This window comes from Actinomadura sp. KC06 (assembly GCF_004348735.1).
Taxonomy (GTDB): Bacteria; Actinomycetota; Actinomycetes; order Streptosporangiales; family Streptosporangiaceae; genus Spirillospora.
The window spans coordinates 49,426-74,900 of sequence record NZ_SMKT01000017.1 but is presented as its reverse complement, the minus strand read 5'-3'; the positions used below and the strand labels follow the sequence as shown (position 1 = coordinate 74,900).

Sequence of the window (25,475 nt, the reverse complement as noted above, 5' to 3'; positions counted from 1 at the left end):
GACGCGGGGCGGGCGGTGGACGGGGCGTATGCGGGCCCTCGGGTTGACGGCCTGGGCGGTGATGTCGAACGTGCCGTCCTCGATGGTGTGGCACATGCCCCGGACGGAGCGTTCGCCGAACGGCTCGACGTCGAGGAGGGCGCCGCAGGAGCGGAGCTGGAAGAAGCCGTGCGTCTCGGAGACCAGCTCGTATTCGACGTCCATGTAGTGCTGGGCGAAGCCGGGGTCGAGCTGGAGGCATTTGAAGATGGCGGAGACGCCGGTGCCCTCGATCTTCATGATCTCGCGGATGCGGCGGGTGTAGACGGGGCTGGCGCCCTTCCACTCCTCGATCGCGATCTCCTCGACGACGCGCTGGCCGTAGCGCAGGCCGACGGCGGTGAGGGCGGAGCGGTCGAGGATCTGGGCGATCAGCGCGTACTCGCGGACGAGCCGGACAAGCGCCTCCTTGGAGAGGTCCTCGAAGCGGAAGTCGGGATCGAATTCGCCGGAATAGTCCTTGCGTTCCGTCATGGCGTGAACTGTAATCTGGACACGTGTCCAGAACAACCGAACGCTTGCTTCTGCTGGACGGCCGCCAGACCCCCGGCGGGGGCGGCGCCTTCGAGACGGTCGATCCGGCGACCGAGGAGGTGCTCGGCACCGCCGCCGACGCCACCAGGGACGACATGGACCGCGCGATCGGGGCGATCCGGCGGGCGTTCGACGAGACGTCCTGGTGCGTGGACGTGGAGTTCCGCGTCCGGTGCCTGAGGCAGCTCCGCGAGGCGTTGCGAAGGCGCGCGGACGAGCTCAGGGAACTCACGATCAAGGAGGTGGGCGCGCCGCGGTTCCTGACGTTCGGGGCCCAGCTCGACGCGCCCGTGGACGATCTCGGCTGGTTCGCCGATCTCGCCGCGTCCTACGAGTGGGAGCGGGATCTCGGGCGGGCCGAGCCGATGGGGATGCCCACCCGCCGGCGGGTCCGGCGGGAGGCCGCGGGGGTGGTCGGCGCGATCACCCCGTGGAACTTCCCGCATCAGATCAACCTGGCGAAGCTGGGCCCGGCGCTGGCCGCGGGGAACACGGTGGTGCTCAAGCCGGCGCCCGACACGCCGTGGTGCGCGGCGGTGCTCGGCGAGATCATCGCCGCGGAGACGGACATCCCGCCGGGCGTCGTCAACGTGATCACGTCGTCCGATCATGGGCTGGGCGCGCAGCTGGCGCGGGACCCGCGCGTCGATCTGGTGTCGTTCACCGGGTCCACGGCGACGGGACGAAGCGTCATGGCGAGCGCGGCGGCCACGGTCAAGAAGGTCTTCCTTGAGCTGGGCGGCAAGTCGGCGTTCGTGGTGCTGGACGACGCCGACCTGCGGGCCGCCTGCTCGTACGCGGCGTTCTCCGGCGTCGCCCATGCCGGGCAGGGCTGCGCGATCACGACGCGGATCCTCGTCCCGCGCGGGAGATACGAGGAGGCCGTCGAGATCACGGCGGGCACGCTGGCGAAGCTGGGTGTCGGCGATCCCGGCGACGACCGGACGGTCTGCGGCCCGGTGATCTCAGCGCGGCAGCGGGCGCGGATCGAGGGGTATCTGGAGCTGGCGGTCGAGGAGGGCGGTTCGTTCGCCTGCGGCGGCGGCCGTCCGGCCGGGCGGGAGAAGGGCTTCTGGATCGAGCCGACCCTCGTCACCGGGCTGACCAACGGGTGCCGGACGGCGCGCGAGGAGATCTTCGGACCCGTCCTGGTGATGCTGCCGCACGGCGGCGACGACGACGCGGTCCGCATCGCGAACGACTCGCCCTACGGGCTGTCAGGCGCCGTGCACGGCGGGAACGTGGAGCGGGCGCGGGGGGTGGCGAGACGGTTGCGCGCCGGGACCGTCAGCGTGAACGGCGGCGTCTGGTACGGCGCGGACGTCCCCTTCGGCGGCTACAAGCAGTCGGGCATCGGACGCGAGATGGGCGCGGCCGGGTTCGAGGAGTACTTGGAGACCAAGGCGATCGCGGAGGGGCTGTGACGAGGTTCACGGGAAGGGTCGCGGTGGTGACCGGAGCCGCGCAGGGCATCGGTGAGGCGTATGCGCGGGCGCTGGCGTCCGAGGGCGCGTCCGTGGTCGTCGCCGACGTCGACGAGCGCGGGCGGGCCGTCGCCGACGACGTCGAGGGCCTGTTCGTGCGGACGGACGTGTCCGACCCCGCGTCGGTCGAGGCCATGGCGGCGACGGCGGCGGAGCGGTTCGGCGGCATCGACCATCTCGTCAGCAACGCCGCCATCTTCGGGACGATGAAGCTCGACTTCCTCTTCTCCGTCGACTGGGACTACTACAGGAAGTTCATGTCCGTGAACATGGACGGGGCGTTGCTCTGCGCCCGCGCCTGCTACCCGTACATGCGAGCGCGCGGCGGCGGGTCGATCGTCAACCAGTCGTCCACGGCGGCGTGGCAGTACTCCGGCTTCTACGGGCTCGCGAAGGTCGGCGTCAACGGCCTCACGCAGCAGCTCGCGCACGAGCTGGGCGGCATGAACATCCGGGTGAACGCGATCGCGCCCGGGCCGATCGACACCGAGGCCGGCCGCAGGGTCGTGCCCGGCGGGATGGCGGAGAAGATCGTCCAGGAGAAGATGGCGCTCAAGCGGATGGGCACGCCCGCCGACCTGGTCGGGACGTGCCTGTTCCTGCTGTCGGACGAGGCCGCCTGGATCACCGGCCAGATCGTCAACGTGGACGGCGGGGAGGTGTTCCGCTCATGAGCGTGGGGTTCGTCGGGCTCGGGCAGATGGGCGCTCCGATGGCGGCGCACCTCGCCGGGGACGGCCTGGTCGTGTACGACTCCCGCGCGGAGGCGATGGCTCCGCTGGTGCAGGCGGGCGCGCGGGCGGCACGGAGCGTCGCCGACGTGGCCGCACACGCGGATCTGGTCTCGGTGATGGTCCGGGACGACGACCAGGTGCGGCGGGTGGGCGCGGAGGTGCTGGCCAGCGCCCGTCCCGGCACGGTCCTGGCGATCCACTCGACGATCCGCGCGGCCACGGCGCAGGACCTCGCGGCACAGGCCGGACGGTACGGGATCGAGGTCGTGGACGCGCCGGTCAGCGGCGGGTTCATGGGGGCGAGCGCGGGCACCCTCGCGGTCATGGTCGGCGGGTCGGACGAGGCGTTCGAGCGCTGCCGCGACCCGTTCGGGACGTGGGCGGACCTCGTCCTGCACATGGGTCCGGTCGGTGCCGGGACCCGCACGAAACTGGCCCGCAACCTGCTGCATTTCGTGGCGTTCGCCGCGGCGGCGGAGGCGCAGCGGCTGGCGGAGGCGTCCGGGGTGTCGCTGCGGAAGCTGGGCCGGGTGGTCCGGCACACCGACGCGGTCACGGGCGGCCCCGGCATGGTGATGCTGCGGCCGACGACCGCGCCGATGCTCCCGGACGACGACCTGTACGACACGCTCCGGCATGTTCGGGATCTGGGCGAGAAGGACCTGTCGCTCGCCGTCGAGCTGGCCGGAGAGCTGGGCGTGGACGTCCCGCTCGCCCGGCTGTCCCTCGACCGCCTCGCCACCGGCCTCGGGCTGACAGGAGAGAACGACGGAGAGCGGGATGGAGACCACGATGGATGAGCGGCGTGAGCGCGGGCTGGAGATGATGAGGGAGGTCTACGGGTGGGAGGTCGGTGACGCGCCCGGCGACTTCTTCGGGATCACCGTCGACCACCTCTTCGGCGAGATCTGGACGCGTCCCGGGCTGAGCATGCGCGACCGGCGGCTGCTGCTCGTCGGCGTCCTGGCCGGTCAGGGGCTGAACGACGTGCTCGACATCCAGATCCCGGCGGCGCTGGCCCGCGGCGACCTGTCGCCGGACGAGTTGCGCGAGATCGGCATCTTCCTGACCCACTACGTCGGCTGGCCGCTAGGGTCCAGGCTGTGCGTGCAGATCGACAGGCTGATCGCCGAGCACGCGAAACGCCGGTAAAGCGAAAAGTCGGTACTTAGGCGGAACCTGGCTGGCGGAGCGAGCGTCCAAAGTCCATGCGTGGACGTTCCATCGTGTCGGTCGCGACCGTACTGGTGCTCGCCGGATCCACCGCCTGCAGCAGATCGTCCGGCCCCCATGACCCGCCGGTCCCGGCACCGCCGATGCGGCTCGTCGCCTATGACGGCTGCGACGCCCTCCTGGACGGTCTGCGCAAAGCGACGGCGGACAAGGTCGGCCCGTACGGGCTGACCGACGGCATCCCGGCGTTCGGGCTGCCCGAGGGCGACACCGCGCTGCGGAAGGGCCCGCAGGCGGCCCAGGCGCCGGGCGGGGCGCAGGGCTCACCCCCGCAGCATTCCACGACCAACTCCCACGAGGCGGGCGCGGACGAGCCCGACCTCGTCAAGACCGACGGCCGCCGGATCGTGACGCTCGCGGACGGCGAGCTCCAGGTCATCGACCCCGCCACCCGCAAGGTCGCGCACACGCTGGACATCCCGGGGCCCGAGGGCATCGGCCCGCACGGCAGCGGGCAGATGCTGCTCAGCGGCGACCGCGTGCTCGTGATGACCCAGCGCCCGATGATGATCCCTTACGGGCGCCCGTCGGGCCCGGAGCTGGACGGCTCGTCCAAGCCCGCGCGGCCCTCCGAGCCGGGGCGGCCGGCGCCGTCGACGCGCCTGACGCTGATCGACATCTCCGGCGCCCCGAAGGTCGTCGGGACCATGACGACCGAGGCCGACTACATGGACGCGCGGCAGAGCGGCTCCACGGTGCGGGTCGTGATGCAGTCCAGGCCGCGGATCGACTTCCCGACCCGCGACGACCACGGCCCGGGCCACGGCCCGAGGGACGAGGAGAAGGCCGTCGAGGCGAACCGGGCGGCCGTGATGAAGGCGCCGCTCGACGCCTGGCTCCCCGCCTTCCAGGTGGACGCCGGGAACGGCGGCGCAGGGAAGAAGTACCAGCCTCCTTGCGACCAGGTCAGCCGTCCGGCCTCGTACGCGGGTTCGTCCATGCTGAGCGTGCTGACGTTCGACCTGTCGCAGGGGCTCGGTGACCCGCAGGCCATCGCCGTCACCGCCGAGGGGTCGACCGTCTACGGCAACGGGAAGAGCCTCTACGTCACCGGCACTCCCCCGCAGCCGTTCGTCCCGATGCCGAGGAGGTCGTCGGCGAAGCCGCCCGAGCAGCGCACCGACGTGTACAAGTTCGACGTCGGCGGCAAGGGACGTCCCCGCTATGTGGCGTCCGGTTCGGTGAAGGGCGACCTGCTCAACCAGTACTCGATGTCGGAGCACGACGGGAACCTGCGCCTGGCGACGACGACCAGCCGGTTCGACCCGGGCAACCGGTCGTCCGAGAGTTCGGTGTACGTCCTCGCGCAGCGCGGCGCCCGGCTCGACGAGATCGGACGCGTCGACGGCCTCGGCAAGGGCGAGCGGATCTTCTCCGTCCGGTTCATGGGCCCGGCCGCGTACGTCGTGACGTTCCGTCAGGTCGACCCGCTGTACGTGCTCGACCTGACGGACCCGCGCCGCCCCCGCCGCACCGGCGAGCTGAAGATCCCCGGCTATTCCGCCTACCTGCATCCGGCAGGCGACGGACGGCTCCTCGGCGTCGGGCAGGACGCCGACAAGTCCGGCCGCAGGCTCGGCCTGCAGGTCTCGCTCTTCGACGTGAAATCCGAGCCGCGGCGGCTGGACGCCTACCGGCTCCCCGGGGCCAACGCCGCCGCGGAGTTCGAGCCGCACGCGTTCCTGTACTGGCCCGCGACGGGCCTGACGGTCCTCCCGGCCACCGGCGGACGGGACGGCGGCGGCGAGGCGCTCGTCCTCAAGGTCGAGGGCGACAAGGTGCGACGCGTTGGCACGGTGACGCACCCGATGGACGACGAGTACGGGCGCTCGATCCGGCGGTCGCTGATCGTCGGCGACACGCTCTGGACGATCTCCGACGCCGGCGCCCGCGCCACGGGCATCGCCGACCTGAAGGAACGCGCCTGGCTCGCCTTCGACTAGCCCAGACTGCCCGACCGGCCAGCGCAAACTGCCTGACCGGCTAGCGCAGGCCGCTCGACCGGCTAGCGCAGGCCGGTCGAGCGGTGCAGGGCCGTCTGGATGAGGCGGTCGACCAGCGCCGGGTAGTCGAGCCCGGTCGCGGCCCACATCTGCGGGAACGCCGACGCGGGCGTGAAGCCGGGCATGGTGTTGATCTCGTTGAGGATCCACCGGCCGTCCGGCGTGTGGAAGAAGTCGACGCGGGCGAGGCCCTCGCAGTCGAGGGCGTCGAACGCCCGGACGGCGAGGCGGCGGACCTCCTCGATCGCGGCGGGCGGCAGGTCCGGCGGGATCGCCATGCTGGTGGCGCCGTCGAGGTACTTGGTCTCGAAGTCGTAGAAGTCGTGGCCGCTCGCCATCAGCACCTCGGCGGGCAGGCTCGCCTCGGCGGGACCGTCGTCGACGCCCTGCAGCACGCCGCACTCGATCTCGCGGCCGTCGATGGCGGCCTCCACGATGACCTTCGGGTCGTGCTCGCGGGCCGCGTCCACGGCGGCCTCCAGGTCGGCCTCGTCGGTGACGCGGCTGATGCCCATGCTGGACCCGGCGCGGGACGGCTTGACGAACACGGGCCGGCCGTCCGCGAGGCCCAGCTCCTTGATCTCGTCGATCTTGCGCTTGCGCTCGCGCCGCCACTCCCGGTCGCCGACCAGGACGTACGGGCCGACGGGCAGCCCCTGCGCCTGCCAGACGAGCTTCATGAACCCCTTGTCCATGCCGACCGCGCTGGCCAGCACCCCGGCCCCGACGTAGCGGACGCCGGCCAGGTCGAGCAGCCCCTGGATGGTGCCGTCCTCGCCGTAGGGGCCGTGCAGCAGCGGCAGCACCACGTCGACCTCGGCGAGCCGTTCGGGGACCTCGCCCGGCCCGACGACCATCAGGCCGCGGCTGTCGGGGTCGAACGGCAGCGCGAGGACGCCGCCGGAGCCTGTCACCTCGGGCAGCCGGCCGTCCTCGATCGCGAGCCGCAGGTCGCCGGGCGGCAGCACCCAGCGTCCGTCGCGGGCGATGCCGATCGGCACCACCTCGTACCGGTCCCGGTCGATGGCGGCCATGACGGCCCCCGCGGTGACGCAGGAGATCGCGTGCTCGGAGCTGCGTCCGCCGAAGACCACGGCCACGCGGATCTTTGATGCCTGGGACATGAGGCCCGACCTTACCGCCGATCAGCAGGGATCGGCCACGAGCGGCCAGGCGCGGCGACGACGTCGGACCTGTGGCATGTCACACCCCGTACCGCTCGGGCTTCGGGGAGCGGGAGATCAGCGCGATGGCCGCCTCCTTGATCGGCATGCCGTGGTGCAGGACGGCGGTGACCGCCTCGGTGATCGGCATCTCCACGTTGTGCTTGCGGGCCAGCTCCAGCACCGCCTCGGACGACTTGACGCCCTCCGCGGTCTGCTTGGTGACGGCGACGACCTGCTCCAGCGTCATGCCGCGTCCCAGGTTCTCGCCGAACGTCCGGTTCCGCGACAGCGGCGACATGCACGTCCCGACGAGGTCGCCCATCCCGGCGAGCCCGGCGAAGGTGTGCTCGTCGGCGCCGAGCGCGGCGCCGAGCCGGGCGATCTCGGCGAGCCCGCGCGTCATCAGCAGCGCCTGCGTGCTGGCGCCGAACCCGAGCCCGACGGACATCCCCACGCACAGCGCGACGATGTTCTTCACCGCTCCGCCCAGCTCGCAGCCGACGACGTCCGTGGTGGTGTAGACGCGGAAGTACGGCGTCATCGTCGCGGCCTGGAGGCGCTGCGCGGCGTCCTCGTCCACGCAGGCGGCGACGGCCGCGCCGGGTTCGCCGCCGGCGACCTCGCGGGCCAGGTTCGGGCCGCAGAACACCCCGACGCGCTCCTCGGGGACGTCCGCGACCTCGGCGATGACCTCCGACATCCGCCGGGACGTGCCGAGCTCGACGCCCTTCATCAGGCTGACGAGCACCGTGTCCGGCGGCAGCAGCGGCACCCACGCGGCGAGGTTCTGGCGGAGCGTCTGCGCCGGGACGGCCAGCGCGACGAAGTCGGCGCCCCGGAGGGCCTCGGCCGGGTCCAGCGTCGCGCGGACGGCCTCGGGCAGCGTGACGCCGGGCAGGTAGTCGGGGTTCTCGTGCCGCTCGTTGACGGCCTCGACGACCTCGCGGCGCCGTCCCCACAGGACGACGTCGCCGCCCGCGTCGTGCAGCAGCTTGCTGATCGTCGTCCCCCAGGACCCGGCCCCCATGACCGCGGTGCGGAACGTCACGAGCCGTCCGCCTTCGGTTTCGCGGCCTCCGCCGGGCCGAACGCCGCGGCGGAGCGGCGCTCCTCCAGGACCTGGTGGTGGTCGTAGCGGTCCTTCGGCGGCTCCTGGCCGCGCAGGCCGGCGAGCAGGCCGGTGATGGCGGCCATGATGTCGCCGGTGGCGGCGCGGAGCGTCTCCCGGCCGAGCGGCTTCCCCTCGTACGCCGACAGGTCGACGGGCGGCCCGGCGGCCACCTTCATCGTCTTGCGGGGGAACGGGTGGAAACCCTTCTTCAGGCTGCCCGCGAGGCCCGTCCGCTCGGCCTTCGTGTAGGGCATCAGCTCGTGCGCTCCCCAGTTCGCCACCGGGACGACCTTCGCGCCCGTCTTCAACGCCAGCCGCGCCACCCCGGTCTGCCCGGTCATGGGCCACAGCTCGGGGTCGCGCGTGCAGCTGCCCTCCGGGTAGACGACCAGGCACTCGCCGTCCCGCAGGGCCTGCTCGGCGTCCTTGAGCACGAGGGCCGCGTCCTCGTGGTCGCGGTAGACGGGGATCTGGCCGGTGCCGCGCAGGACGCTCCTGATGAACCGCACGTCGAAGAGCGTCGATTTCGCCAGGTAGACGGGGTAGCGCCCGGACGCGCTGACGAAGTGCGCGAGCGCGAGGGGGTCGGCTTCGGAGATGTGGTTGGCGGCGATGATGACGCCGCCGTCCCCGGGCACGTTGCCCCGGCCCCGCCAGTCACGTTTCAACAGCCCGAACAGCAGCGGCCGCAGGATGACGATCGTGAGCTTCCGCCAGCCCGGCGAATACGCGTGGCCCATGGCTCGTCTCCTCCTCATCCGTTCCGACGTGAACGCGGGGTGTACTCAAGTGTCGCGGTTGCGTGCGCATAGTGTCGAGTTGCCATGTCTACCGCAGAGGACTTCCAGTGGTCGCTCGTCGTGCCGGTCAAGGTGCTGGCCCGGGCGAAGACCCGCATGTCGGCGGCCGCGGGCCCGCACCGCGAGCGGCTCGCGCTGGCGGTGGCGGCCGACACGGTCGCCGCGGCGCTGCGCTGTGACCGGGTCCGCACCGTGATCGTCGTCACCGACGACCCCCTTCCCGCCGCCGAGCTGGCCGCGCTCGGCGCCCGCGTCGTGCCCGACGTCCCGGACGCCGGCCTGAACCCGGCGCTCGGCTACGGCGCCCGCCGGGGCCGCGAGTTCGCCGCGGACGCGGGCGTGTCCGCGGGCGTCGGCGCGCTCTCAGCCGACCTGCCCGCTTTGCGCCCCCTTGAACTCGCGCGCGTCCTGGACGCGGCCGCCGTGTCGCCCGAGGCGTTCGTGCCGGACGCGGCGGGCACGGGAACGACCCTGTACACGGCCCGTCCGGGCGTCCCGTTCTCGCCCGCCTTCGGCGCCGACTCCCGCGCCGCGCATCGCGCCCGCGGCGCCCGCGAGCTCCTGCTGCCCGGCACCGACACCGTCCGCCGCGACGTCGACACCCTCGACGACCTCCGCGCGGCGCTCGCGCTCGGCACCGGCCCCCGGACCGCCGCCGTCGCCGCCGAACTCCCCGCGCTCGCCTAGAGCCCGGATATGCCTATGGTTGCGGTATGCAAGGCACGGTGAAGGACTACGACGCGGAGACCCGCTCGGGCAGCGTGCTGCTCGACGACGGGACGGAGCTGCCCTTCGACGCGGACGCGTTCGCGGCCGGGGGCCTGCGCCTGCTGCGCTTCGGCCAGCGAGTGAACCTCGCACTGGACGGCGACCGCATCTCGATAGTGACCCTCTCCACATTCCCGCTGTGTTGACCCAGGGGGGCGACCCCCTGGAACCCCCGTCGCGAGCCGGTCGATCCTCACGCCACGGTGCGGGTTCTGCGTGACCGTGCCGCTTCGTGACCGTGTCGCTCCGGTCGCCCGGCTCGTCGGGTCGTGCGACCTCCGGCGCTGGACGCCTCCGGCCGCACGACCCGTGGCCCCGGCCAAGCCCTCCGCGAGAGGGGGCTTTACATGCGACAGCGCCCGGGTCCGTGTCGGCACGGGCCCGGGCGCTGTCGCGGTGAGGCTACTTCTTGCCGGCCACCAGGTTCTTGAAGTCCGCGCCGGCCTTGAACTTCGGCACCTGCGTCGCGGGAACCTGAATGGTCTTGCCCGTTGCGGGGTTGCGGGCCGTACGGGCAGGCCGGTCGGCCCTCTCGAACGAACCGAACCCGGTGATCGCGACCTTGTCGCCCTTCGCGACGGCGGTCTGGATCGCCTCCAGGATGGCGTCGACGGCCTCGGCTGCGGCCTTCTTGCTGCCCAGCCGGTCAGAGATGGCGTCGACCAGCTCACGCTTGTTCATGGGTTACTCCTCTAGTTCCCCCCTTGCCCGAACGAAACTATGGGACCCTCGGCATGGACACAATCACCTGCACGCACGAGTTGGCGTGTCGCTGGCGTTTTGTCGGCCTCGCCCCCGTCTCGCCGGGTGACCGGACCGGATCCGGCCACTGCGCACGCTAACCGACGTCAGGGGTCTCGTGGAAATCGGCGAGGAACGTCTCCAGCCTGCGGGCGGCCAGTCCGGGGTCCCTTTTCGCCAGATCGGTGATCGCCAGCAGGTGGCGGATCAGCCGCCGCCTGGCGGGCGCGGGCAGCGGCGCGACGGCCCTGTGGGCGTCGCGCAACTGCCGCGCGAGCTGGGTCAACGCAGGGTCGTCCCACTCGGGACCGGCCCACGGGACCGACGTCAATACGTCCTCCGAACGGTCGAACGGGTCTTCGCACTAAGGGAATTGTCCCTGCCGGCGGTTCCCGTCCGTCCACCCGGGGCCGAAAAAGCCGTGAACGCCTTGCGCCAGGGCGCTAGACCGTCGTCGGGAACCAGTCGCGGCGGGTGGCCTCGAAATCGGTGATCGCGTCGGCGTGGCGGAGGGTGAGGCCGATGTCGTCCAGGCCCTCCATGAGGCGCCAGCGGGTGTAGTCGTCGATCTCGAAGGACGCGGCCCGGCCGTCCCAGCGGACCTCGCGGTTCTCCAGGTCGACGGTGATCTCCAGCGCGGGGTCCTTCTCGATGCGCGTCTGGAGGTCGTCGACCTGCTCGCCGGTGAGGACGACGGGCAGCAGGCCCATCTTCGTGGAGTTGTTGCGGAAGATGTCCCCGAAGCGCGGCGCGATGACGACGCGGAAGCCGTACTGCTGCAGCGCCCAGACGGCGTGTTCGCGGGACGATCCGGTACCGAAGTCGGGCCCGGCGACGAGGACGCCGGCGCCGTCGTGCTGGGGCTGGTTCAGGACGAAGTCGGGGTCCTCGCGCCAGGCGGAGAACAGCCCCTTGTCGAACCCGGTGCGGCTGACCTGCTTCAGCCAGACGGCCGGGATGATCTGGTCGGTGTCGACGTTGCTGCGGCGCAGCGGGACGCCGCGCCCGGTGTAGGTGGTGAAGGCTTCCATGGCTCGTTCCTCAGAGGTCGGCGGGTGCGGTCAGGCGGCCGGTGACGGCGGTGGCTGCGGCGACGGCGGGCGACACCAGGTGGGTGCGGCCGCCGGGCCCCTGCCGGCCCTCGAAGTTGCGGTTGGACGTGGACGCGCTGCGCTCGCCGGGCGTGAGCTTGTCGGGGTTCATCGCCAGGCACATCGAGCAGCCCGCCTCCCGCCATTGCGCGCCGGACGCGGAGATGACCTCGTCCAGGCCCTCGGCCTCGGCCTGCTTCTTGACCTTCATGGAGCCGGGGACGACCAGCATGCGGACGCCGTCCGCGACCTTGCGGCCCCGCAGGACGTCGGCGACGGCGCGCAGGTCCTCGATGCGGCCGTTGGTGCAGGAGCCGACGAAGACGGTGTCGACGGCGATGTCGCGCAGCGGCGTCCCGGCGGTCAGGCCCATGTACTCCAGGGCGCGCTCGGCGTTCTGCCGCTTGACCGGGTCGTCGAAGGACGCGGGGTCGGGCACGGACCCGCCGAGCGGCAGGCCCTGGCCCGGGTTGGTGCCCCAGGTGACGAACGGCGTCAGCTCGGACGCGTCGATCACGACCTCCTGGTCGAAGACCGCGTCGTCGTCGGTGCGCAGGGACGTCCAGTACTCGACGGCGCGGTCCCAGTCGTCGCCGGACGGAGCGTGCGGGCGGCCCTTGAGGTACTCGAACGTGGTCTCGTCCGGCGCGATCATCCCGGCGCGGGCGCCCGCCTCGATGGACATGTTGCAGACCGTCATGCGGCCCTCCATCGACAGCGACCTGATCGCCTCGCCGCGGTACTCGATGATGTGGCCCTGGCCGCCGCCGGTGCCGATCCGCGCGATGATCGCGAGGATGAGGTCCTTGGCGGTGACGCCCTCGGGCAGCGCGCCGTCCACGGTGACGGCCATCGTCTTCGGCTGGATCTGCGGCAGCGTCTGCGTGGCGAGGACGTGCTCGACCTCGCTGGTTCCGATGCCGAACGCGAGCGCGCCGAACGCGCCGTGCGTGGACGTGTGCGAGTCGCCGCACACGACGGTCGTGCCGGGCTGGGTTAGGCCGAGCTGCGGGCCGATGACGTGGACGATGCCCTGCCCGTCGTCGCCCATCGGGTGCAGCCGGATGCCGAAGTCGGAGCAGTTCTTGCGCAGCGTCTCGACCTGGGTGCGGGACACAGGGTCGGCGATGGGCTTGAGCAGGTCCGTCGTCGGGACGTTGTGGTCCTCGGTGGCGATCGTGAGGTCGGGGCGGCGGACGGTGCGGCCCGCCATCCGCAGCCCGTCGAACGCCTGCGGGCTGGTGACCTCGTGCACCAGGTGCAGGTCGATGTAGAGGAGGTCCGGCTCGCCCTCGGCACGCCGTACGACGTGTGCGTCGTACACCTTCTCGGCCAGTGTTCGGCCCATCGCTTCCCCACCTCGCTGTGTGACGGTCGGTCGTCTGGTGGCCTCCGACTTGCATCTCAAATAACGAGACGGCAATATCAAGGCATGGACAACTCTAGCGGAGTCGGCGTACTTGACAAAGCCGTTCTCGTGTTGAATGCGCTGGAAGCCGGGCCCGCGTCGCTCGCGCAGCTCGTGCAGACGACCGGGCTGGCCCGTCCCACCGCGCACCGGCTGGCCGTCGCGCTGGAGCACCATCGTCTCGTCCATCGGGACACGCAAGGGCGTTTCATCCTCGGGCCGCGGCTCGCCGAGCTCGCGGTCGCGGCCGGCGAGGACCGCCTCCTCGCGATCGCCCAGCCGGTACTGGCCCAGCTCCGCGACCTGACGGGCGAGAGCGCCTCGCTGTTCCGCAGGCAGGGGGACGTCCGGGTCTGCGTCGCCGCCGCGGAGCGCACCAGCGGCCTGCGCGACACCATCCCGGTCGGCGCGGCGCTCCCGATGACGGCGGGCTCGGCCGCGCAGGTCCTGCTGGCCTGGGAGGAGCCCGACCGGCTGCACCGCGGGCTGCGCGGCGCCAAGTTCGAGGCGGCCACGCTGGCGTCCGTCCGCCGCCGCGGCTGGGCGCAGAGCGTCGGCGAGCGCGAGCAGGGCGTCGGCTCGGTCTCCGCCCCGATCCGCGGCGCCGCCGGACGGGTGATCGCCGCCGTCTCGGTGTCCGGACCGCTGGAGCGGCTGACCCGCTCCCCCGGCCGCCTCCACGCGGCCCCGGTCGCCGCCGCCGCCGAGAAGATCTCGGACGGGATGCGCCGCACCGCCTCCTGACCCACGCCGCCTCCTGACCCACGCCGCCTCCTGACCCACGCCGCCTCCTGACCCACGCCGCCTCCTGAGCCGCGCCCTCTCCTGACTCGCGTCCTGACCCGCCCCGTGTGCTCCGCAGCGCCCTGACCTGACCCGACGTTCCCCCATAACTCGGACACCCATTGGATAGTGCCGGTATCTAATTGGCCGCCCCCGATACCGTTAACCTCCGGTAAAGGGGGTGCGACGGTGCAGATCTCCGAGCTCAGCGATCGGAGCGGCCTCACGGTCCAGACGATCAAGTTCTACATCCGGGAGGGCCTGCTCCCGAAGGGCTCGGCGGTGAGCGCGACGCGGTCGGAGTACGACGGCCGCCATCTGGAGCGGCTGCGGCTGATCAGCGCGCTCCGCGAGGTCGGCGACCTGCCGGTGTCGGCGATCCAGCAGATCATCGCGGCGATCGAGGACGACCGCGTCAGCCTGCACGACCTGTTCGCCACCACGCAGCACGCGATCGGCCCGCACGTCGCCGCGCCCCACGACCCGCACTGGCGCGCCGCCCGCGAGGACGTGGACGCCCTCGTCCGCGAGCTCGGCTGGGACGTCGGCGACCGCGCCCCCGCCCGCGACCTGCTCGCCCACACGTTCGTGGCGCTGCGCCGCCTCGGCTTCCCGATCACCCTCAGAGACCTGCGCCCCTACGTGAACGCCGCGCGGGACGTGGCCGAGCACGAGATCGGCCGCGTCGCCGCCGGGACGCCCCGCGCCCGGACCGTCCATTCGCTGCTGGTCTCGACCGTCCTGTACGAGCAGGTTCTGACGGCCCTGCACCGGCTCGCCCAAGAGGATGCCTCGTCCCGCCGCTTCGGCAAATCCTGAACCGGCACCGATCCGCCCGCACCCGCCCCGACCTGCGACGTCGTAACAATTCCGGGATATCAAGTCGGAATTGGCATTCATATACCCGGCGGTAGGGCATTTGCTTTCATCGCCTAATATGAATGGACGATGACCGCCACCCGGCCACCGGGGCCCCGCGGCGGCAGGTGGGCCGATCGCCTGCTGGCCGAGGGCAGCGACCCCGATCCGCGCTTCTCGCTCGCCAACGAGCGCACCTTCCTCGCCTGGATCCGGACGGCGCTGGCACTGATCGCCGCCGGCATCGGGCTCGCGCTCGCCGACGACCTGGTCGAGGCGCCGCTCCGGCACGTCCTCGCCGTCGGCTTCGCCGGGGCCGGGGCCCTGGTCGCAGCGCTCGCGTTCCGCCGCTGGCTGCGCACCGAGCGCGCCCTGCGCCGCGCCGAGACGCTCCCGCCGCCCGCGCTCGCCCCGATCATGGCCTACGGGCTGGCCGCCGCCGCGATCGTCCTGCTGGTGGCCGTCCTGGCGACCCGGTGAGGCTCTGGGACCCGGGCGCGCAGCCCGAGCGGACGGCACTGGCCTGGTCCCGCACCACGCTCGCCCTGGTCGGCGCGGGACTGCTGTGCGTGCGGCTCGCGCCCTCGATCTCGGGGGCCGCGGTCGCGGCCGCCGTCGTCTGCGGCGGCACGGCCCTGCAACTCCGCCGGACCCGGGCGAGCTTCCACCATCGGCGGCGCCGCCTTGCCGCGGGCGACGGCGCGGCCGACCCCGGCTCCATCCTGATCGCCACCGCGCTGACGATCCTGCTCGCCGCGACGGCCGTCCTCCTCGCGTTCTAGCCATGCCGCAGACGCATGACGCCCATGCGAAGTCTTCGCTGGTGTCATGGCGGATCGGCGCTTAGCGTCGAACCGCCAAAACTCCGTCAGACGAACCAAGAAGGAATTCACGGATGCGCGTCACGTTCGACAATCCTGAGAGCGTCCCTCCGCCGCCGAGGCCCGTCTACTCCCACACCGCGCTGGTGACGCCGGGCCCGCTGCTGTACGTGTCGGGGCAGGTCGCCCTGGACGAGAACGGCAAGATCGACGCGCCCGGCGACATGAAGCGCCAGGCGGAGGTCGTGTTCACCTACATCGGGAAGATCCTCGCCGCGCACGGGGCGGGCTTCGCCGACATCGTCAAGGTCCAGACGTTCCTCACCGACATCGACCTGCTCCCCGACTACGTGGCGGGCCGGGAGCCGTTCCTCAAGGACCTCCGCCCGGTGAGCACGACCGTCGAGGTGTCCCGCCTGTTCCACCCGGACGCCCTGCTGGAGGTCGAACTCGTCGCCGTGCCCGGCGCCTGACGACGCCGCCTACGGGCGCAGCTCTCCGGCCACGTCCCGCAGGTCCGTCAAGAACGCGGTGACGGCCGGGGACCTGCGCGCATGCCGTCCCACCGCGGCGTAGACCGTCCTGCGCGGCTGATCGGGGGCCACGCCGCGCAGGACGACGCCGTCCCGCGCCACCGCCGCCGCCGCGAGCGCCGGGACGAGCGTCACGCCGAACCCCTCCGCGACCAGGCCGAGCTTGGAGATCCACTCGGCGGCGCGGATCGGCGTCTCCGGCACGAACCCGGCGACCTCGCAGCGGGCGCGCATGGTGGCGACCGCCTCCGGGTTGTCGGCCACGATCCACGGCTCGTCCGCCAGGTCGGCGAGCGAGACGCGGCGGCGGGCGGCGAGCGGGTGGGTGCTGGGCAGCGCGACGAGGAGCGCGTCGTCGGCGAGCGTGACCAGCTCGTCGGCGTCGATGGACGGGTGCTTGTGCGTGCTGACCACCGCGATGTCGAGGTCGCCCGCCTCCAGCATCGGCAGCAGCCGCTCGGTCATGCCCTCGCGCAGCAGCGGCCGGACGCCCGGATGCCGGGCCCGGAACCGGGCGAGCGCGCGCGGCACCAGCGCGGCGTTCGCCGTCGGGAACGCGCCGAGCCGCAGCGTCCCGGTGTCGAGCCGGCGAAGCCCGTCGAGGGCGCGGGCGGTGTCGGCGAGCCGGGCGAGGAGCCCGCGCGCGTGCGGCAGCAGGTACTCCCCGGCGGGGGTGGGCCGGACGCCCCGCGCGCCGCGCGCGAACAGCTCCACTCCGCACACGTCCTCCAGCGCCGCGATCTGCCGGGACACGGCGGACTGCGTGTATCCCTCGGCGGCCGCGGCGGCGGTGAACGAGCCGAGGTCGGCCACGGCGACGAACGTCCGCAGCAGGACGGGATCAAGGGCTTCGGCGCGCACGTCCCGGAGCATACGTGCACGCCGCCGCCGGATAAGGTCGTGCGCATGCCCGAGAGCAGGCCGTTCGTCAGCCTCGCCACCGACTTCGGCGCCGCCTACACCGGCATCTGCGCGGGCGTCGTCTACTCCATCGTCCCGGCGGCGACCGTGCTCGTCCTCTCCGACGAGATCACGCCGTACGCGGTCGCCGAGGGCGCGATGCTGCTCCGGCAGGCGCTGCCCTACCTCCCGGTCGGCGTGCACGTCGGGATCGTCGACCCGGGCGTCGGCACGCGACGCCTTCCCGTCGCGATCGAGACCGGACGCGGGGACGTGCTCGTCGGCCCAGACAACGGCCTGCTCATCCCGGCGGCGGAGACGCTGGGCGGCGTCGTCCGGGCGCACGTCCTGGAGAACCAGGCGTACCGGCTGCCCGGCGGCGTGTCGGCGTCGTTCCACGGGCGCGACATCTTCTCCCCCGCCGCCGCGCACATCGCCGCCGGCGTCGGCGTGGCCGAGTTCGGCGCGCCCGCCGAGCCGCTGCCGCTGGACGTCCCGGCGCCCGTGGTCGCGGCCGGTGAGCTGTCCGCGCCGATCCTGTACACCGACCGCTTCGGCAGCCTGATCCTGAACGCGGGCCCGGACGACCTGCGCGCCGCCTTCGGTCCGCTCGACCATGGCACACCGCTGGAGCTGGCCTGCCCGGACGGCGCCGAGCGGGTCACGTTCGAGGAGACGTTCGGCGGTGTCGCCCCAGGTGAGCCGCTCGTGTGGGTCGACTCGTCCGGACTGCTGGGCCTGGCGGTCAACCAGGGCTCCGCCGCCGACCGCTTCGGCCTGGGCGAACCGGGCGCCGTCACGCTCCGGCTGGCAGACTGACCGCCGTGGAAGATCTCGACGTCGTCGCGTGGATCCAGGTGTCGGACGGGCGGATGCTCGCCGTCCGCTCGCGCGGCCGCGACCTGCTCTACCTGCCGGGCGGCAAGCGCGAGCCGGGCGAGGACGACTGGGCGGCGCTGTCGCGGGAGGTCCGCGAGGAACTCGACCTGGAGCTCGACCGGACGTCCTTCCAGGAGCTGGGCGTCATCCGCGCGCCGGCCCACGACCAGCCCGCGTACGCCCACGTGCGCATGGCGTGCTTCACCGCCTCCTACCGCGGTGCCATCGCCCCGGCCGGCGAGGTGGACGAGTACGTCTACGTGGGACGAGGCGAGCGGCACCTCCTCGCTCCCGCCGCCCAGGCCGCGCTTGACCTGGCACAACGGCACGGCCTGCTCTCCTGAACCGGCTCCGAGCCGGTTCTGAGCCCGTCACGCGCCGGTACGCCCCCTAGTCCCTCTCAGGGGCGTCCCCTACGCCCGGCGCGGTACCGGGAGGGACCGGCATGGTCAGACCGCTGTAGATCATGTGTCTCTTCGCGGCCGATGCCCAGCGGTATGCCGTACACGCAGCATCATCGGCATGACGAACACGACGCAGACCCTCACCCGTCCGGCCGCCTCCACCTCCGCCGCCCACGCCGGCCCGCCGAAGCTCTCCCCGGTCGAGCTGCGCGCCGCGCAGATCGAGACCCTGGAGACCCCGCGCCTGAAGTACGGCTTCCTCGCCCGGATGCTGTTCAAGCAGATGGACCTGGTCTACGGCCGCGAACGCACGCTCGTGAAGTTCACGATGCTGGAGTTCATCGCCCGCGTCCCGTACCAGGCGTGGGAGCGGATGGGCTACCTCTCGCTGTCGCGCCACCGCCGCCGTTCCGCGCTCGCCAAGCGCGTCTACGAGCGGATCGTGGAGACCCGCGAGGAGCAGGACAACGAGCAGTGGCACCTGCTGATCCTCCAGGACATGGTCCAGCGGGACGGGATGAAGCAGTCGTTCGTCCTGCACCGGCTGGCGCCGTGGCTCGTGGCGTTCTTCTACTATCACGTGTCGTGGCTGCTGTTCCTGGTGCGGCCCGAGCTGAGCTACCGGCTGAACGCCGACTTCGAGGACCACGCCGAGCACGAGTACATGTCCTACGTGGCCGAGCACCCGGAGCTTGAGCACGTCCCGGCGCCGGTGACGTACGCCGCCGAGTACGGCGAGTACGCCTCCGTCGCGGACCTGCTCCGCCAGATCGGGCACGACGAGCGCGTCCACAAGCTGGACAGCCTGGTGAACATGCGCGCACCCCGCTTCCAGGACGTCCCGGACGCGGGGGCCGCTGAGGCCGCTATGACAGCTCGTCGATGATCTTCTCCAGGGCGTTGCGGACGCAGCGCCGCTCCTCCTCCGTCAGCGCGGCGGCGACTCGCTCCTCGAGTCGCCGCCGCTCTTGTTCTATGGGCGCCCGCACCTCGCGGGCCTTGCCGGTCAGGTAGAGCCGGACGAGCCGCGCGTCGGACGGATCGCGCCGCCGGACGACGAGGTCCGCCGTCTCCATCCGGGTGGCGGTGTTGACGATGGTCGGCGTCGTCAGCCCGAGCCGCGTCGCCAGCTCGCCGGGCGTCAGGCCGTCCTCCTCCCACAGGATCTCCAGGACGAGGTTCTGCCCGACGCGCACTCCGTGCCTGCTCATCGCCGCGTCGGACGCGGCGCGCAGCAGCTTGTGCGCCCGCGCGGCCAGCCGCACCAAGTCTTCCATACGGAGATCATAATGATCGCCACGATCAGTTACTAAAGCAGCCACTTGACCATCTCCTCGCCCGACCATACAGTTAAGAACATGCTTAACAATGAGGAGGCTCCGGACCGGGTGTTCCACGCGGTCGCCGATCCGACGCGGCGGGCCATCGTGGAACGGCTGACCCTCGGACCGGCGTCGGTCAGCGAACTGGCCCGTCCGCTGCCCATGTCGCTTCCCGCGGTGGTGCAGCATCTGCAGGTCCTGGAGACCGCCGGGCTCGTCCGGTCGGAGAAGGTCGGACGGGTCCGCACCTGCCGCCTCGAACCCGCGGGCCTCCGGACGGCCGAGGACTGGCTGCGCCGGCAGCGCACCGCCTGGGAGGGCCGGCTCGACCGCCTCGGCGGCCTCCTCACCGAAACCGCAAATGACCCGGATGAGAACGACGAAGGAGAGCCGTCATGACCGAGCTTTCCGCCCTGCACTCGACGTTCACCCTGGAGCGCGTGTACCCGGCCGCGACCGGCCGGCCTGGAGGCGCCGGGCTGGCGCGAGCAGGGCACCGGCGACTGGCTGGACAAACTGACGGCCGAACTCACCTGAAGCTAGCCGTGCCCGCCGGCGCCTTACCCACCGGCCCCGTTACCGGTGTGGCGTTCCCGGTCGGCGGCCGCCGCGCCGAGGATCATCTCGTCCACGACCCAGCGAGCCTCCGGGGACAGGTCGACGAGCGCGCGCAGCACCTCGGGCCGGATGACGCCGTTCTCGACGTCGCGCCGCAGCGCCTTGAGCGTGAGGTCCTCCCCGATCGGCTCGGCCTCGCTCGGGAAGCCGAAGAACCCGATCGGGACGCCGAAGAACGTGGCGAGCGCGGTGAGCGTCTTGAGCTGCGGGTTCTCCTGCCGTCCCGTGCGCAGCTTCCACACGGTAGTGGACGAGATGTCCTCGCCGGTGGCGCGCGCGATGGCGGCGGCGGTCTCCACGTTGTTGCGCGGCGGGTCCGCGTGCGCGGGCCAGAGGTTCCGGATCAGCCATTCGACCTTGTCGGCCAGCGACGCGGCCGGCGACACCTCGTCCGTGCGGTCCCGCATCATGACCTCCAACCCGTTCCCAGTGATTTTAGTTGACCACAGACGCGCCGATCAGCCAAGGACACGCGCCCCCTCCGAAAGTCGCACCGCTCCGTCCCTCCGCCACGACCATCGGCACCGGGCCCCTCCGTCCGGCGCTGCCGCGCCCCGGCGCCCCTCCGCTGCAATCGAGGAGTACGGAAAGGGGCACCCACGTGACCGAGTTCGCCGCACGAACCGAAGACCTGCGCAAGACCTACGGGACGGGCGACGCCCGCGTGACCGCGCTGGACGGCGTCACGGTCGGCATCCCCCGCGAGCGGTTCGTCGCGGTGATGGGCCCGTCCGGGTCCGGCAAGTCGACGCTCATGCACGTCATGGCCGGTCTCGACTCACCCGACGCGGGCCGCGTCCACATCGCCGGCACCGAGATCACGGGCCTGGGCGACCGCGGCCTCACCCGGCTCCGCCGCGACCGGATCGGCTTCGTCTTCCAGGCGTTCAACCTCGTCCCGACCCTCACCGCGCTGGAGAACATCACGCTGCCCGCCGACATCGCGGGCCGCGGGCTCGACCCGGCCTGGCTGGACGAGGTCATCGGCACGGTCGGGCTCCGCGAGCGGCTCTCCCACCGTCCGGCCCAGCTCTCCGGCGGCCAGCAGCAGCGCGTCGCCTGCGCCCGCGCCCTCGCCGGACGGCCCGAGCTGATCTTCGCGGACGAGCCGACCGGCAACCTCGACTCCCGCTCCGGCGCCGAGGTCCTCGCGTTCCTGCGCCGCTCCGTGGACGAGCTGCGCCAGACGATCGTCATGGTGACCCACGACCCGTCCGCCGCCGCGCACGCCGACCACGTCATCACCCTCACCGACGGCCGCGTCATCGACCAGACCTGAGAGTGAGGCGGCGCCCTCCCGGGTCTCCCTCTCAGGTCGCAGTCCCTCACCCTCTCCGGTGAACCTTGCCAAGAACCGTTGCAAAGGGCCTTTGCAACTTCTACGGTCCAAGGCATGAAGGAACAACCGCCGCCCGAGACGATCACCGATCCGCAGCAGGTGCGGCTGCTCGCGCACCCGCTGCGGCAGCGGATCGCGGAGCTCACGCGGCGCGGTCCGGTCTCGTCCACGACCCTCGCCCGCGAGCTCGGCCAGAGCACCGGCGCGACGAGCTACCACCTGCGGCAGCTCGCCAAGCACGGGTTCGTCGAGGAGGCGCCGGAGCTGGCGCGCGGACGGGAGCGCTGGTGGCGGGCCGTGCCCGCCGACCGGCGGCTGCCCCCGCGCAGCGAGCAGTCCCCGGAGCTGCGCCGGGCGGTGGAGGAGCTGACCCGCCTGGAGTTCGCGAACGAGCTGGACATGCTCACCCGCTACCAGCGCGAACGCGACCGTCTCGGCGAGCCGTGGTCGGACGCGCTGCTCTTCTCGTTCGCCACCGTCACGCTCAGGCCGGACGAGGTCCGTCCCTTCTTCGAGGAGTACATCGCGCTCCTCTACCGCTACAAGCGCTCCGACGACGACCCGCCGCCGGACGCCCGCACCTTCCACGCCAGATTCCTGGCCTTCCCAGAAGTCTGAGGTCCGGGCCGCCGAGTTGCCCCTCGGCGGCCCGGACGGGCGAGGCCCGCATCACCACGCCGAACGGCGTGTTTCTCACGCGACAACGAACCCCACGGAAAGGAGAGCACTCCATGCTGCTCTCACGCAAACACCGGCCGGCCGCACCGCGGGGCCGCCTGCTGAAATGGGCGGTGCCGCTGACATGGGCGGTGCTGCTGCTCTGGGTCGTGATCACCGTCCTGGCCGTCCCGGCCGCGAGCCGCCTGCCGGACGTCGTCGAGGGCAGGGCGTCCGCCGAACTCCCGCGCGGCGCCCAGTCCACGGAGGTCGAGGAGCTGACCCCGCGCTTCCCCGGAGGCGAGCTGGCCCCAGGCATCGTCGTCTACGCCCGCTCCTCCGGCATCACGCCCGCCGACCGGGCGAAGGCCGAGACCGACCGCCGCGCCCTCGCGCCCATCGCCGCGCGGCCGATCAAGCCGCCACAACCGTCCGGTGACGGCAAGGCGCTGATGCTGAACGTCCCGCTGCCGGACGACGACACCCTCACCGACAAGGCCGAGAAGCTCCGCGACCAGTCCCGCGCCGCTGCACCCGAGGGCCTCGACGTCCGCCTGACGGGCCCCGCCGGTTCCGCGCTCGACGTCGGCGACGCCTTCGAGAGCATCGACAAGCCGATCCTCATCATCACGATCCTCGTGGTCACGGCCGTCCTGCTGCTGACCTACCGCAGCCCGATCCTGTGGCTGCTGCCGATCGTGAACGCGGCGATCGCGCTCCAGGTGGCGAACGCGGTCGTCTACCTGCTCGGAGAGCACGCCGGGCTCTACGTGGCGGACGGCATGTCCACCATCCTCAACGCGCTCGTGTTCGGCATCTCGACGGACTACGCGCTGCTCCTCCTCGCCCGCTACCGCGAGGAGCTGCGCCGCCGTCCCGACCGCCACCAGGCGATGGCGATCGCGCTCCGCCACGCCGCCGCCCCGATAGTCGCGTCCGCGGCGACGGTCTCCCTCGGCCTCCTCTGCCTGCTCGCCGCCGACATGGGCTTCAACTACGCGCTCGGCCCGATCGGTGCCATCGGCGTCCTCGCCGGGCTGGTCGTCGTCATGACCCTGCTGCCCGCCCTCCTGGTGATCTTCGGACGCTGGATCTTCTGGCCCCGCATCCCCCGCCACGGCGACGCCCCGCCCACACGCGGCGCGTGGTACCGCGTCGGGCACCGAATTGCGACCCATCCCCGCCTGGTCTGGATCGGCGGGCTGGCCGTCCTCGGCGCGCTCGCGGCCGCCGCCCTCGGCATCAACACGGGCCTGGACCGCGCGCACTTCCTCACCGACACGCCCAGCTCCACGATCGGCGAACGCCTCCTGGCCGAGCACTACCCCGGCGGCCAGGGCCGCCCCCTCCAGGTCATCACCGACAAGCCGGACGCACCCCAGGTGACCGCAGCCCTCCGCGACGCCCAAGGCGTGGCCCGCGTAGAGAACCTCCGACCATCCAAGGACGGGCGCCTAGCCAGGCTCGAAGTCGTCCTCGAAGACCCGCCGGACAGCGCGGCGGCGAAGCAGACCGTCCGCGACCTCCGCCGGACGATCCCGGACGCCACGATCGGAGCGAGCACGGCCAGCGAGATCGACCTGGCCGACGCGCAGTCCCACGACCGCCGCGTCGTCATCCCGCTCGTCCTGGCCGTCGTGTTCCTCATCTTGATCGCGCTGCTCCGCGCCCTGATCGCCCCGATCCTGGTGATCGCCACGGTCGTGGCGTCCTACTTCGCCGCGCTGGGCGCGTCCTGGGTGCTGTTCCGGTACGCCTTCGACTTCCCGGCCCTCGACACGCAGGTCGCGCTCATGGGCTTCCTGTTCATGGTCGCGCTGGGCGTGGACTACAACCTGTTCCTGGTCGCCCGCGTCCGCGAGGAGGTGAAGCGAACCGACCACCGGACCGGCGTCCTGCGCGGCCTGGGCGTCACCGGCGGCGTCATCTCCAGCGCCGGGCTCGTTCTGGCCGCGACGTTCGGGGTACTGGGCGTCATGCCGATCACGATGATGGTGCAGATCGGCGTCCTGGTCTCCCTGGGCGTCCTCCTGGACACCTTCTTCGTCCGCTCGATCATCGTCCCGGCCCTGGCCCTGGACACCGGCCCCCGCTTCTGGTGGCCCAGCCGCCCCACAGCACGCCGGACGGACGACGGAGATCCCGCGGGCGCGGGCAACGCAACGGCGAACACACCACAGGCTCACTAGCTCGGGCCATGCAGCGATCACCGGGAGGCAGTGAACGACACTGACTCCCGGTGTCGCGCATCAGCCCGACGCTCACGCAGAAGCGAAACACCCTCACATGGGGACGCAAGGATGAACCGGCCGAGCGCGGTCGCCTCTTATGTCTTCTCGGCCGTCACCATCACCGGGTGGCCGTCGGGGTCGGCGACGTAGGCGATGCGCTCGCCCCAAGGGGTGTCGGCGGGCGGCATGAGCACCGGATGTCCGAGGGCCGCCAGTTCCCCGACCGAGGAATCGACGTCATCGCAGTACACGCAGAGCTCGAAGAAACGCCCGGAGATCGGCCGCTGCGGCAGCCCGTGAATGCCCGCGCCGCCGTCCGGCACCACGCCCAGGCCGATGGACGAGCCGTCGCCCAGCCGCAATGCGACGAAGGTCGCCGTTCCACCGTCCTCGAACCGGTAGGTCTCCTGGAAGCCGAGCGCATCACGGTAGAACTCGAGCGAGCGCTGCAGATCATCACAGGCCAGCATGGGAAACGCTGATCGAAACGCCATGCCGTGACGCTACCGCCGGCCACCGACAACCGTGCTGGACGACCGCAGAGTGGGCGCCTTCTAATCTGGTCGGTGCGACTCGACCTGATCGCAATCGTCGTGGACGACTACGACCGCGCCATCGAATTCTTCACCGGCGCCTTGGGTTTCGACCTGGTCGAGGACTCACCATCACGCACCAACGACGGGCGACCCAAGCGTTGGGTCGTCGTCCGTCCGCCGGGAGCCGAGACTGGAATCCTGCTGGCCCGCGCGGACGGCGACCGCCAAACCGCCGTCGTCGGAGAGCAGGTCGCGGGCCGCGTCGGATTCTTCCTCCATGTGGACGACTTCGACGAGGCCCACCAGCGCATGAAGGCCGCGGGCGTCGAATTCGTCGCCGAACCCCGCACCGAGCCCTATGGACGGGTCGCCGTGTTCGTCGACATAGCCGGCAACCGGTGGGACCTCCTAGGCCCGTCCCGTCCACCCAATCCGTGACGGGGTCGTGCAATAGGCTTGCCTTTGCCCTGGAACCGTCCAGT

At 71.9% G+C, this 25,475-nt stretch carries 31 protein-coding genes and 1 pseudogene; 20 read left to right on the top strand and 12 right to left on the bottom strand.

The window, feature by feature from the left end; genetic code table 11:
* Positions 1-513: pseudogene (locus tag E1287_RS08750) on the bottom strand (hypothetical protein); the annotation flags it as partial.
* 23 nt (positions 514-536) lie between these two features.
* Here E1287_RS08750 and E1287_RS08745 point away from each other — a divergent pair.
* From E1287_RS08745 to E1287_RS08725, 5 genes are read left to right on the top strand one after another with little or no spacing between them, the layout of a single operon-like run.
* Positions 537-1,997 (top strand): aldehyde dehydrogenase, encoded by a 1,461-nt coding sequence (locus E1287_RS08745; RefSeq protein WP_131964344.1) that lies wholly within the window; start codon positions 537-539, stop codon positions 1,995-1,997.
* On the top strand, positions 1,994-2,731 hold the full coding sequence (locus E1287_RS08740) for an SDR family oxidoreductase (RefSeq protein ID WP_131964343.1): 738 nt from the start codon (positions 1,994-1,996) through the stop codon (positions 2,729-2,731). The genes E1287_RS08745 and E1287_RS08740 overlap by 4 nt, the downstream gene beginning before the upstream one ends.
* Positions 2,728-3,591, top strand: a complete 864-nt coding sequence (locus E1287_RS08735) for an NAD(P)-dependent oxidoreductase (protein WP_131964342.1) — start codon at positions 2,728-2,730, stop codon at positions 3,589-3,591. Before E1287_RS08740 ends, E1287_RS08735 begins: the two co-directional genes overlap by 4 nt.
* Positions 3,584-3,943, top strand: a complete 360-nt coding sequence (locus E1287_RS08730) for a carboxymuconolactone decarboxylase family protein (RefSeq protein ID WP_131964341.1) — start codon at positions 3,584-3,586, stop codon at positions 3,941-3,943. Before E1287_RS08735 ends, E1287_RS08730 begins: the two co-directional genes overlap by 8 nt.
* A gap of 56 nt (positions 3,944-3,999) precedes the next feature.
* Positions 4,000-5,967 (top strand): beta-propeller domain-containing protein, encoded by a 1,968-nt coding sequence (locus E1287_RS08725; RefSeq protein ID WP_131964340.1) that lies wholly within the window; start codon positions 4,000-4,002, stop codon positions 5,965-5,967.
* A 62-nt stretch (positions 5,968-6,029) separates the two neighbouring features.
* Here the strand turns inward: E1287_RS08725 and E1287_RS08720 are convergent, their stop codons facing one another.
* The 3 genes from E1287_RS08720 to E1287_RS08710 form a co-directional block, all read right to left on the bottom strand.
* Positions 6,030-7,151: a D-alanine--D-alanine ligase family protein gene (locus tag E1287_RS08720; RefSeq protein WP_131964339.1), complete on the bottom strand. Its 1,122-nt coding sequence runs from the start codon at positions 7,149-7,151 to the stop codon at positions 6,030-6,032.
* Between the two features lie 79 nt (positions 7,152-7,230).
* Complete coding sequence (locus E1287_RS08715) at positions 7,231-8,220, bottom strand: NAD(P)H-dependent glycerol-3-phosphate dehydrogenase (RefSeq protein WP_131964350.1); 990 nt, start codon at positions 8,218-8,220, stop codon at positions 7,231-7,233.
* Between the two features lie 17 nt (positions 8,221-8,237).
* Positions 8,238-9,044 carry a lysophospholipid acyltransferase family protein gene (locus E1287_RS08710; RefSeq protein WP_131964338.1) on the bottom strand — a complete coding sequence of 269 codons (807 nt, stop codon included), beginning with the start codon at positions 9,042-9,044 and terminating at the stop codon, positions 8,238-8,240.
* Between the two features lie 84 nt (positions 9,045-9,128).
* Here E1287_RS08710 and cofC point away from each other — a divergent pair, with 84 nt between their 5' ends.
* Together cofC and E1287_RS43600 are read left to right on the top strand one after the other, a co-directional pair.
* The gene (gene cofC / locus E1287_RS08705; RefSeq protein ID WP_165968930.1) at positions 9,129-9,791 is read left to right on the top strand and encodes a 2-phospho-L-lactate guanylyltransferase; all 663 of its coding nucleotides are present in this window, start codon (positions 9,129-9,131) and stop codon (positions 9,789-9,791) included.
* Between the two features lie 26 nt (positions 9,792-9,817).
* On the top strand, positions 9,818-10,018 hold the full coding sequence (locus tag E1287_RS43600) for a hypothetical protein (protein WP_165968929.1): 201 nt from the start codon (positions 9,818-9,820) through the stop codon (positions 10,016-10,018).
* 256 nt (positions 10,019-10,274) lie between these two features.
* On the opposite strand, the gene E1287_RS08700 is transcribed toward E1287_RS43600, so the two are convergent.
* From E1287_RS08700 to leuC, 4 genes are all read right to left on the bottom strand, one after another.
* Positions 10,275-10,553: an HU family DNA-binding protein gene (locus E1287_RS08700; protein WP_131964337.1), complete on the bottom strand. Its 279-nt coding sequence runs from the start codon at positions 10,551-10,553 to the stop codon at positions 10,275-10,277.
* A gap of 157 nt (positions 10,554-10,710) precedes the next feature.
* On the bottom strand, positions 10,711-10,944 hold the full coding sequence (locus tag E1287_RS08695; protein WP_131964336.1) for a hypothetical protein: 234 nt from the start codon (positions 10,942-10,944) through the stop codon (positions 10,711-10,713).
* Positions 10,945-11,056: 112 nt separating this feature from the next.
* The gene (leuD, locus tag E1287_RS08690; protein ID WP_131964335.1) at positions 11,057-11,644 is read right to left on the bottom strand and encodes a 3-isopropylmalate dehydratase small subunit; all 588 of its coding nucleotides are present in this window, start codon (positions 11,642-11,644) and stop codon (positions 11,057-11,059) included.
* 10 nt (positions 11,645-11,654) lie between these two features.
* Positions 11,655-13,052, bottom strand: a complete 1,398-nt coding sequence (gene leuC, locus E1287_RS08685) for a 3-isopropylmalate dehydratase large subunit (RefSeq protein WP_131964334.1) — start codon at positions 13,050-13,052, stop codon at positions 11,655-11,657.
* An 84-nt stretch (positions 13,053-13,136) separates the two neighbouring features.
* Here leuC and E1287_RS08680 point away from each other — a divergent pair, with 84 nt between their 5' ends.
* The 5 genes from E1287_RS08680 (at position 13,137) to E1287_RS08660 (ending at position 16,047) form a co-directional block, all read left to right on the top strand.
* Positions 13,137-13,856, top strand: a complete 720-nt coding sequence (locus tag E1287_RS08680) for an IclR family transcriptional regulator (RefSeq protein ID WP_131964333.1) — start codon at positions 13,137-13,139, stop codon at positions 13,854-13,856.
* A gap of 228 nt (positions 13,857-14,084) precedes the next feature.
* Complete coding sequence (locus E1287_RS08675; RefSeq protein WP_131964332.1) at positions 14,085-14,714, top strand: MerR family transcriptional regulator; 630 nt, start codon at positions 14,085-14,087, stop codon at positions 14,712-14,714.
* A 129-nt stretch (positions 14,715-14,843) separates the two neighbouring features.
* Positions 14,844-15,233, top strand: coding sequence for a DUF202 domain-containing protein (locus E1287_RS08670; RefSeq protein WP_131964331.1), 390 nt, complete (start codon positions 14,844-14,846; stop codon positions 15,231-15,233).
* On the top strand, positions 15,230-15,535 hold the full coding sequence (locus tag E1287_RS08665; RefSeq protein ID WP_131964330.1) for a DUF202 domain-containing protein: 306 nt from the start codon (positions 15,230-15,232) through the stop codon (positions 15,533-15,535). The genes E1287_RS08670 and E1287_RS08665 overlap by 4 nt, the downstream gene beginning before the upstream one ends.
* Before the next feature lie 113 nt (positions 15,536-15,648).
* Entirely contained in the window at positions 15,649-16,047 is a 399-nt protein-coding gene (locus tag E1287_RS08660) for a RidA family protein (protein ID WP_131964329.1), read from the top strand.
* Positions 16,048-16,056: 9 nt separating this feature from the next.
* Here E1287_RS08660 and E1287_RS46265 read toward each other — a convergent pair whose 3' ends face one another.
* Positions 16,057-16,968: a LysR family transcriptional regulator gene (locus tag E1287_RS46265; protein WP_279503718.1), complete on the bottom strand. Its 912-nt coding sequence runs from the start codon at positions 16,966-16,968 to the stop codon at positions 16,057-16,059.
* A gap of 45 nt (positions 16,969-17,013) precedes the next feature.
* Between E1287_RS46265 and E1287_RS08650 the strand changes: the two genes are divergently transcribed.
* The 3 genes from E1287_RS08650 (at position 17,014) to E1287_RS08640 (ending at position 19,176) form a co-directional block, all read left to right on the top strand.
* On the top strand, positions 17,014-17,826 hold the full coding sequence (locus E1287_RS08650) for an SAM-dependent chlorinase/fluorinase (protein ID WP_131964327.1): 813 nt from the start codon (positions 17,014-17,016) through the stop codon (positions 17,824-17,826).
* A gap of 5 nt (positions 17,827-17,831) precedes the next feature.
* Positions 17,832-18,230, top strand: coding sequence for an NUDIX domain-containing protein (locus E1287_RS08645; protein ID WP_131964326.1), 399 nt, complete (start codon positions 17,832-17,834; stop codon positions 18,228-18,230).
* A gap of 178 nt (positions 18,231-18,408) precedes the next feature.
* The gene (locus E1287_RS08640; protein ID WP_131964325.1) at positions 18,409-19,176 is read left to right on the top strand and encodes an alternative oxidase; all 768 of its coding nucleotides are present in this window, start codon (positions 18,409-18,411) and stop codon (positions 19,174-19,176) included.
* Here E1287_RS08640 and E1287_RS08635 read toward each other — a convergent pair.
* Positions 19,157-19,567: a MarR family transcriptional regulator gene (locus E1287_RS08635; RefSeq protein WP_131964324.1), complete on the bottom strand. Its 411-nt coding sequence runs from the start codon at positions 19,565-19,567 to the stop codon at positions 19,157-19,159. The two genes, E1287_RS08640 and E1287_RS08635, sit on opposite strands and share 20 nt — an antisense overlap.
* An 81-nt stretch (positions 19,568-19,648) precedes the next feature.
* Here E1287_RS08635 and E1287_RS08630 point away from each other — a divergent pair, with 81 nt between their 5' ends.
* The gene (locus E1287_RS08630) at positions 19,649-20,011 is read left to right on the top strand and encodes a metalloregulator ArsR/SmtB family transcription factor (RefSeq protein ID WP_131964323.1); all 363 of its coding nucleotides are present in this window, start codon (positions 19,649-19,651) and stop codon (positions 20,009-20,011) included.
* 161 nt (positions 20,012-20,172) lie between these two features.
* On the opposite strand, the gene E1287_RS08625 is transcribed toward E1287_RS08630, so the two are convergent.
* On the bottom strand, positions 20,173-20,640 hold the full coding sequence (locus tag E1287_RS08625; RefSeq protein WP_207934086.1) for a helix-turn-helix transcriptional regulator: 468 nt from the start codon (positions 20,638-20,640) through the stop codon (positions 20,173-20,175).
* Positions 20,641-20,831: 191 nt separating this feature from the next.
* Between E1287_RS08625 and E1287_RS08620 the strand changes: the two genes are divergently transcribed.
* From E1287_RS08620 to E1287_RS08610, 3 genes are all read left to right on the top strand, one after another.
* The gene (locus E1287_RS08620; RefSeq protein WP_243718744.1) at positions 20,832-21,509 is read left to right on the top strand and encodes an ABC transporter ATP-binding protein; all 678 of its coding nucleotides are present in this window, start codon (positions 20,832-20,834) and stop codon (positions 21,507-21,509) included.
* Between the two features lie 114 nt (positions 21,510-21,623).
* Positions 21,624-22,187, top strand: a complete 564-nt coding sequence (locus E1287_RS08615; RefSeq protein ID WP_131964321.1) for a winged helix-turn-helix domain-containing protein — start codon at positions 21,624-21,626, stop codon at positions 22,185-22,187.
* 113 nt (positions 22,188-22,300) lie between these two features.
* Positions 22,301-24,415, top strand: coding sequence for an MMPL family transporter (locus E1287_RS08610; protein WP_131964320.1), 2,115 nt, complete (start codon positions 22,301-22,303; stop codon positions 24,413-24,415).
* A gap of 137 nt (positions 24,416-24,552) precedes the next feature.
* On the opposite strand, the gene E1287_RS08605 is transcribed toward E1287_RS08610, so the two are convergent.
* Positions 24,553-24,951, bottom strand: coding sequence for a VOC family protein (locus E1287_RS08605; protein ID WP_131964319.1), 399 nt, complete (start codon positions 24,949-24,951; stop codon positions 24,553-24,555).
* Positions 24,952-25,023: 72 nt separating this feature from the next.
* On the opposite strand from E1287_RS08605, the gene E1287_RS08600 reads away from it, so the two are divergent.
* Positions 25,024-25,431 (top strand): VOC family protein, encoded by a 408-nt coding sequence (locus tag E1287_RS08600; RefSeq protein WP_131964318.1) that lies wholly within the window; start codon positions 25,024-25,026, stop codon positions 25,429-25,431.
* Positions 25,432-25,475: the final 44 nt, after the last annotated feature.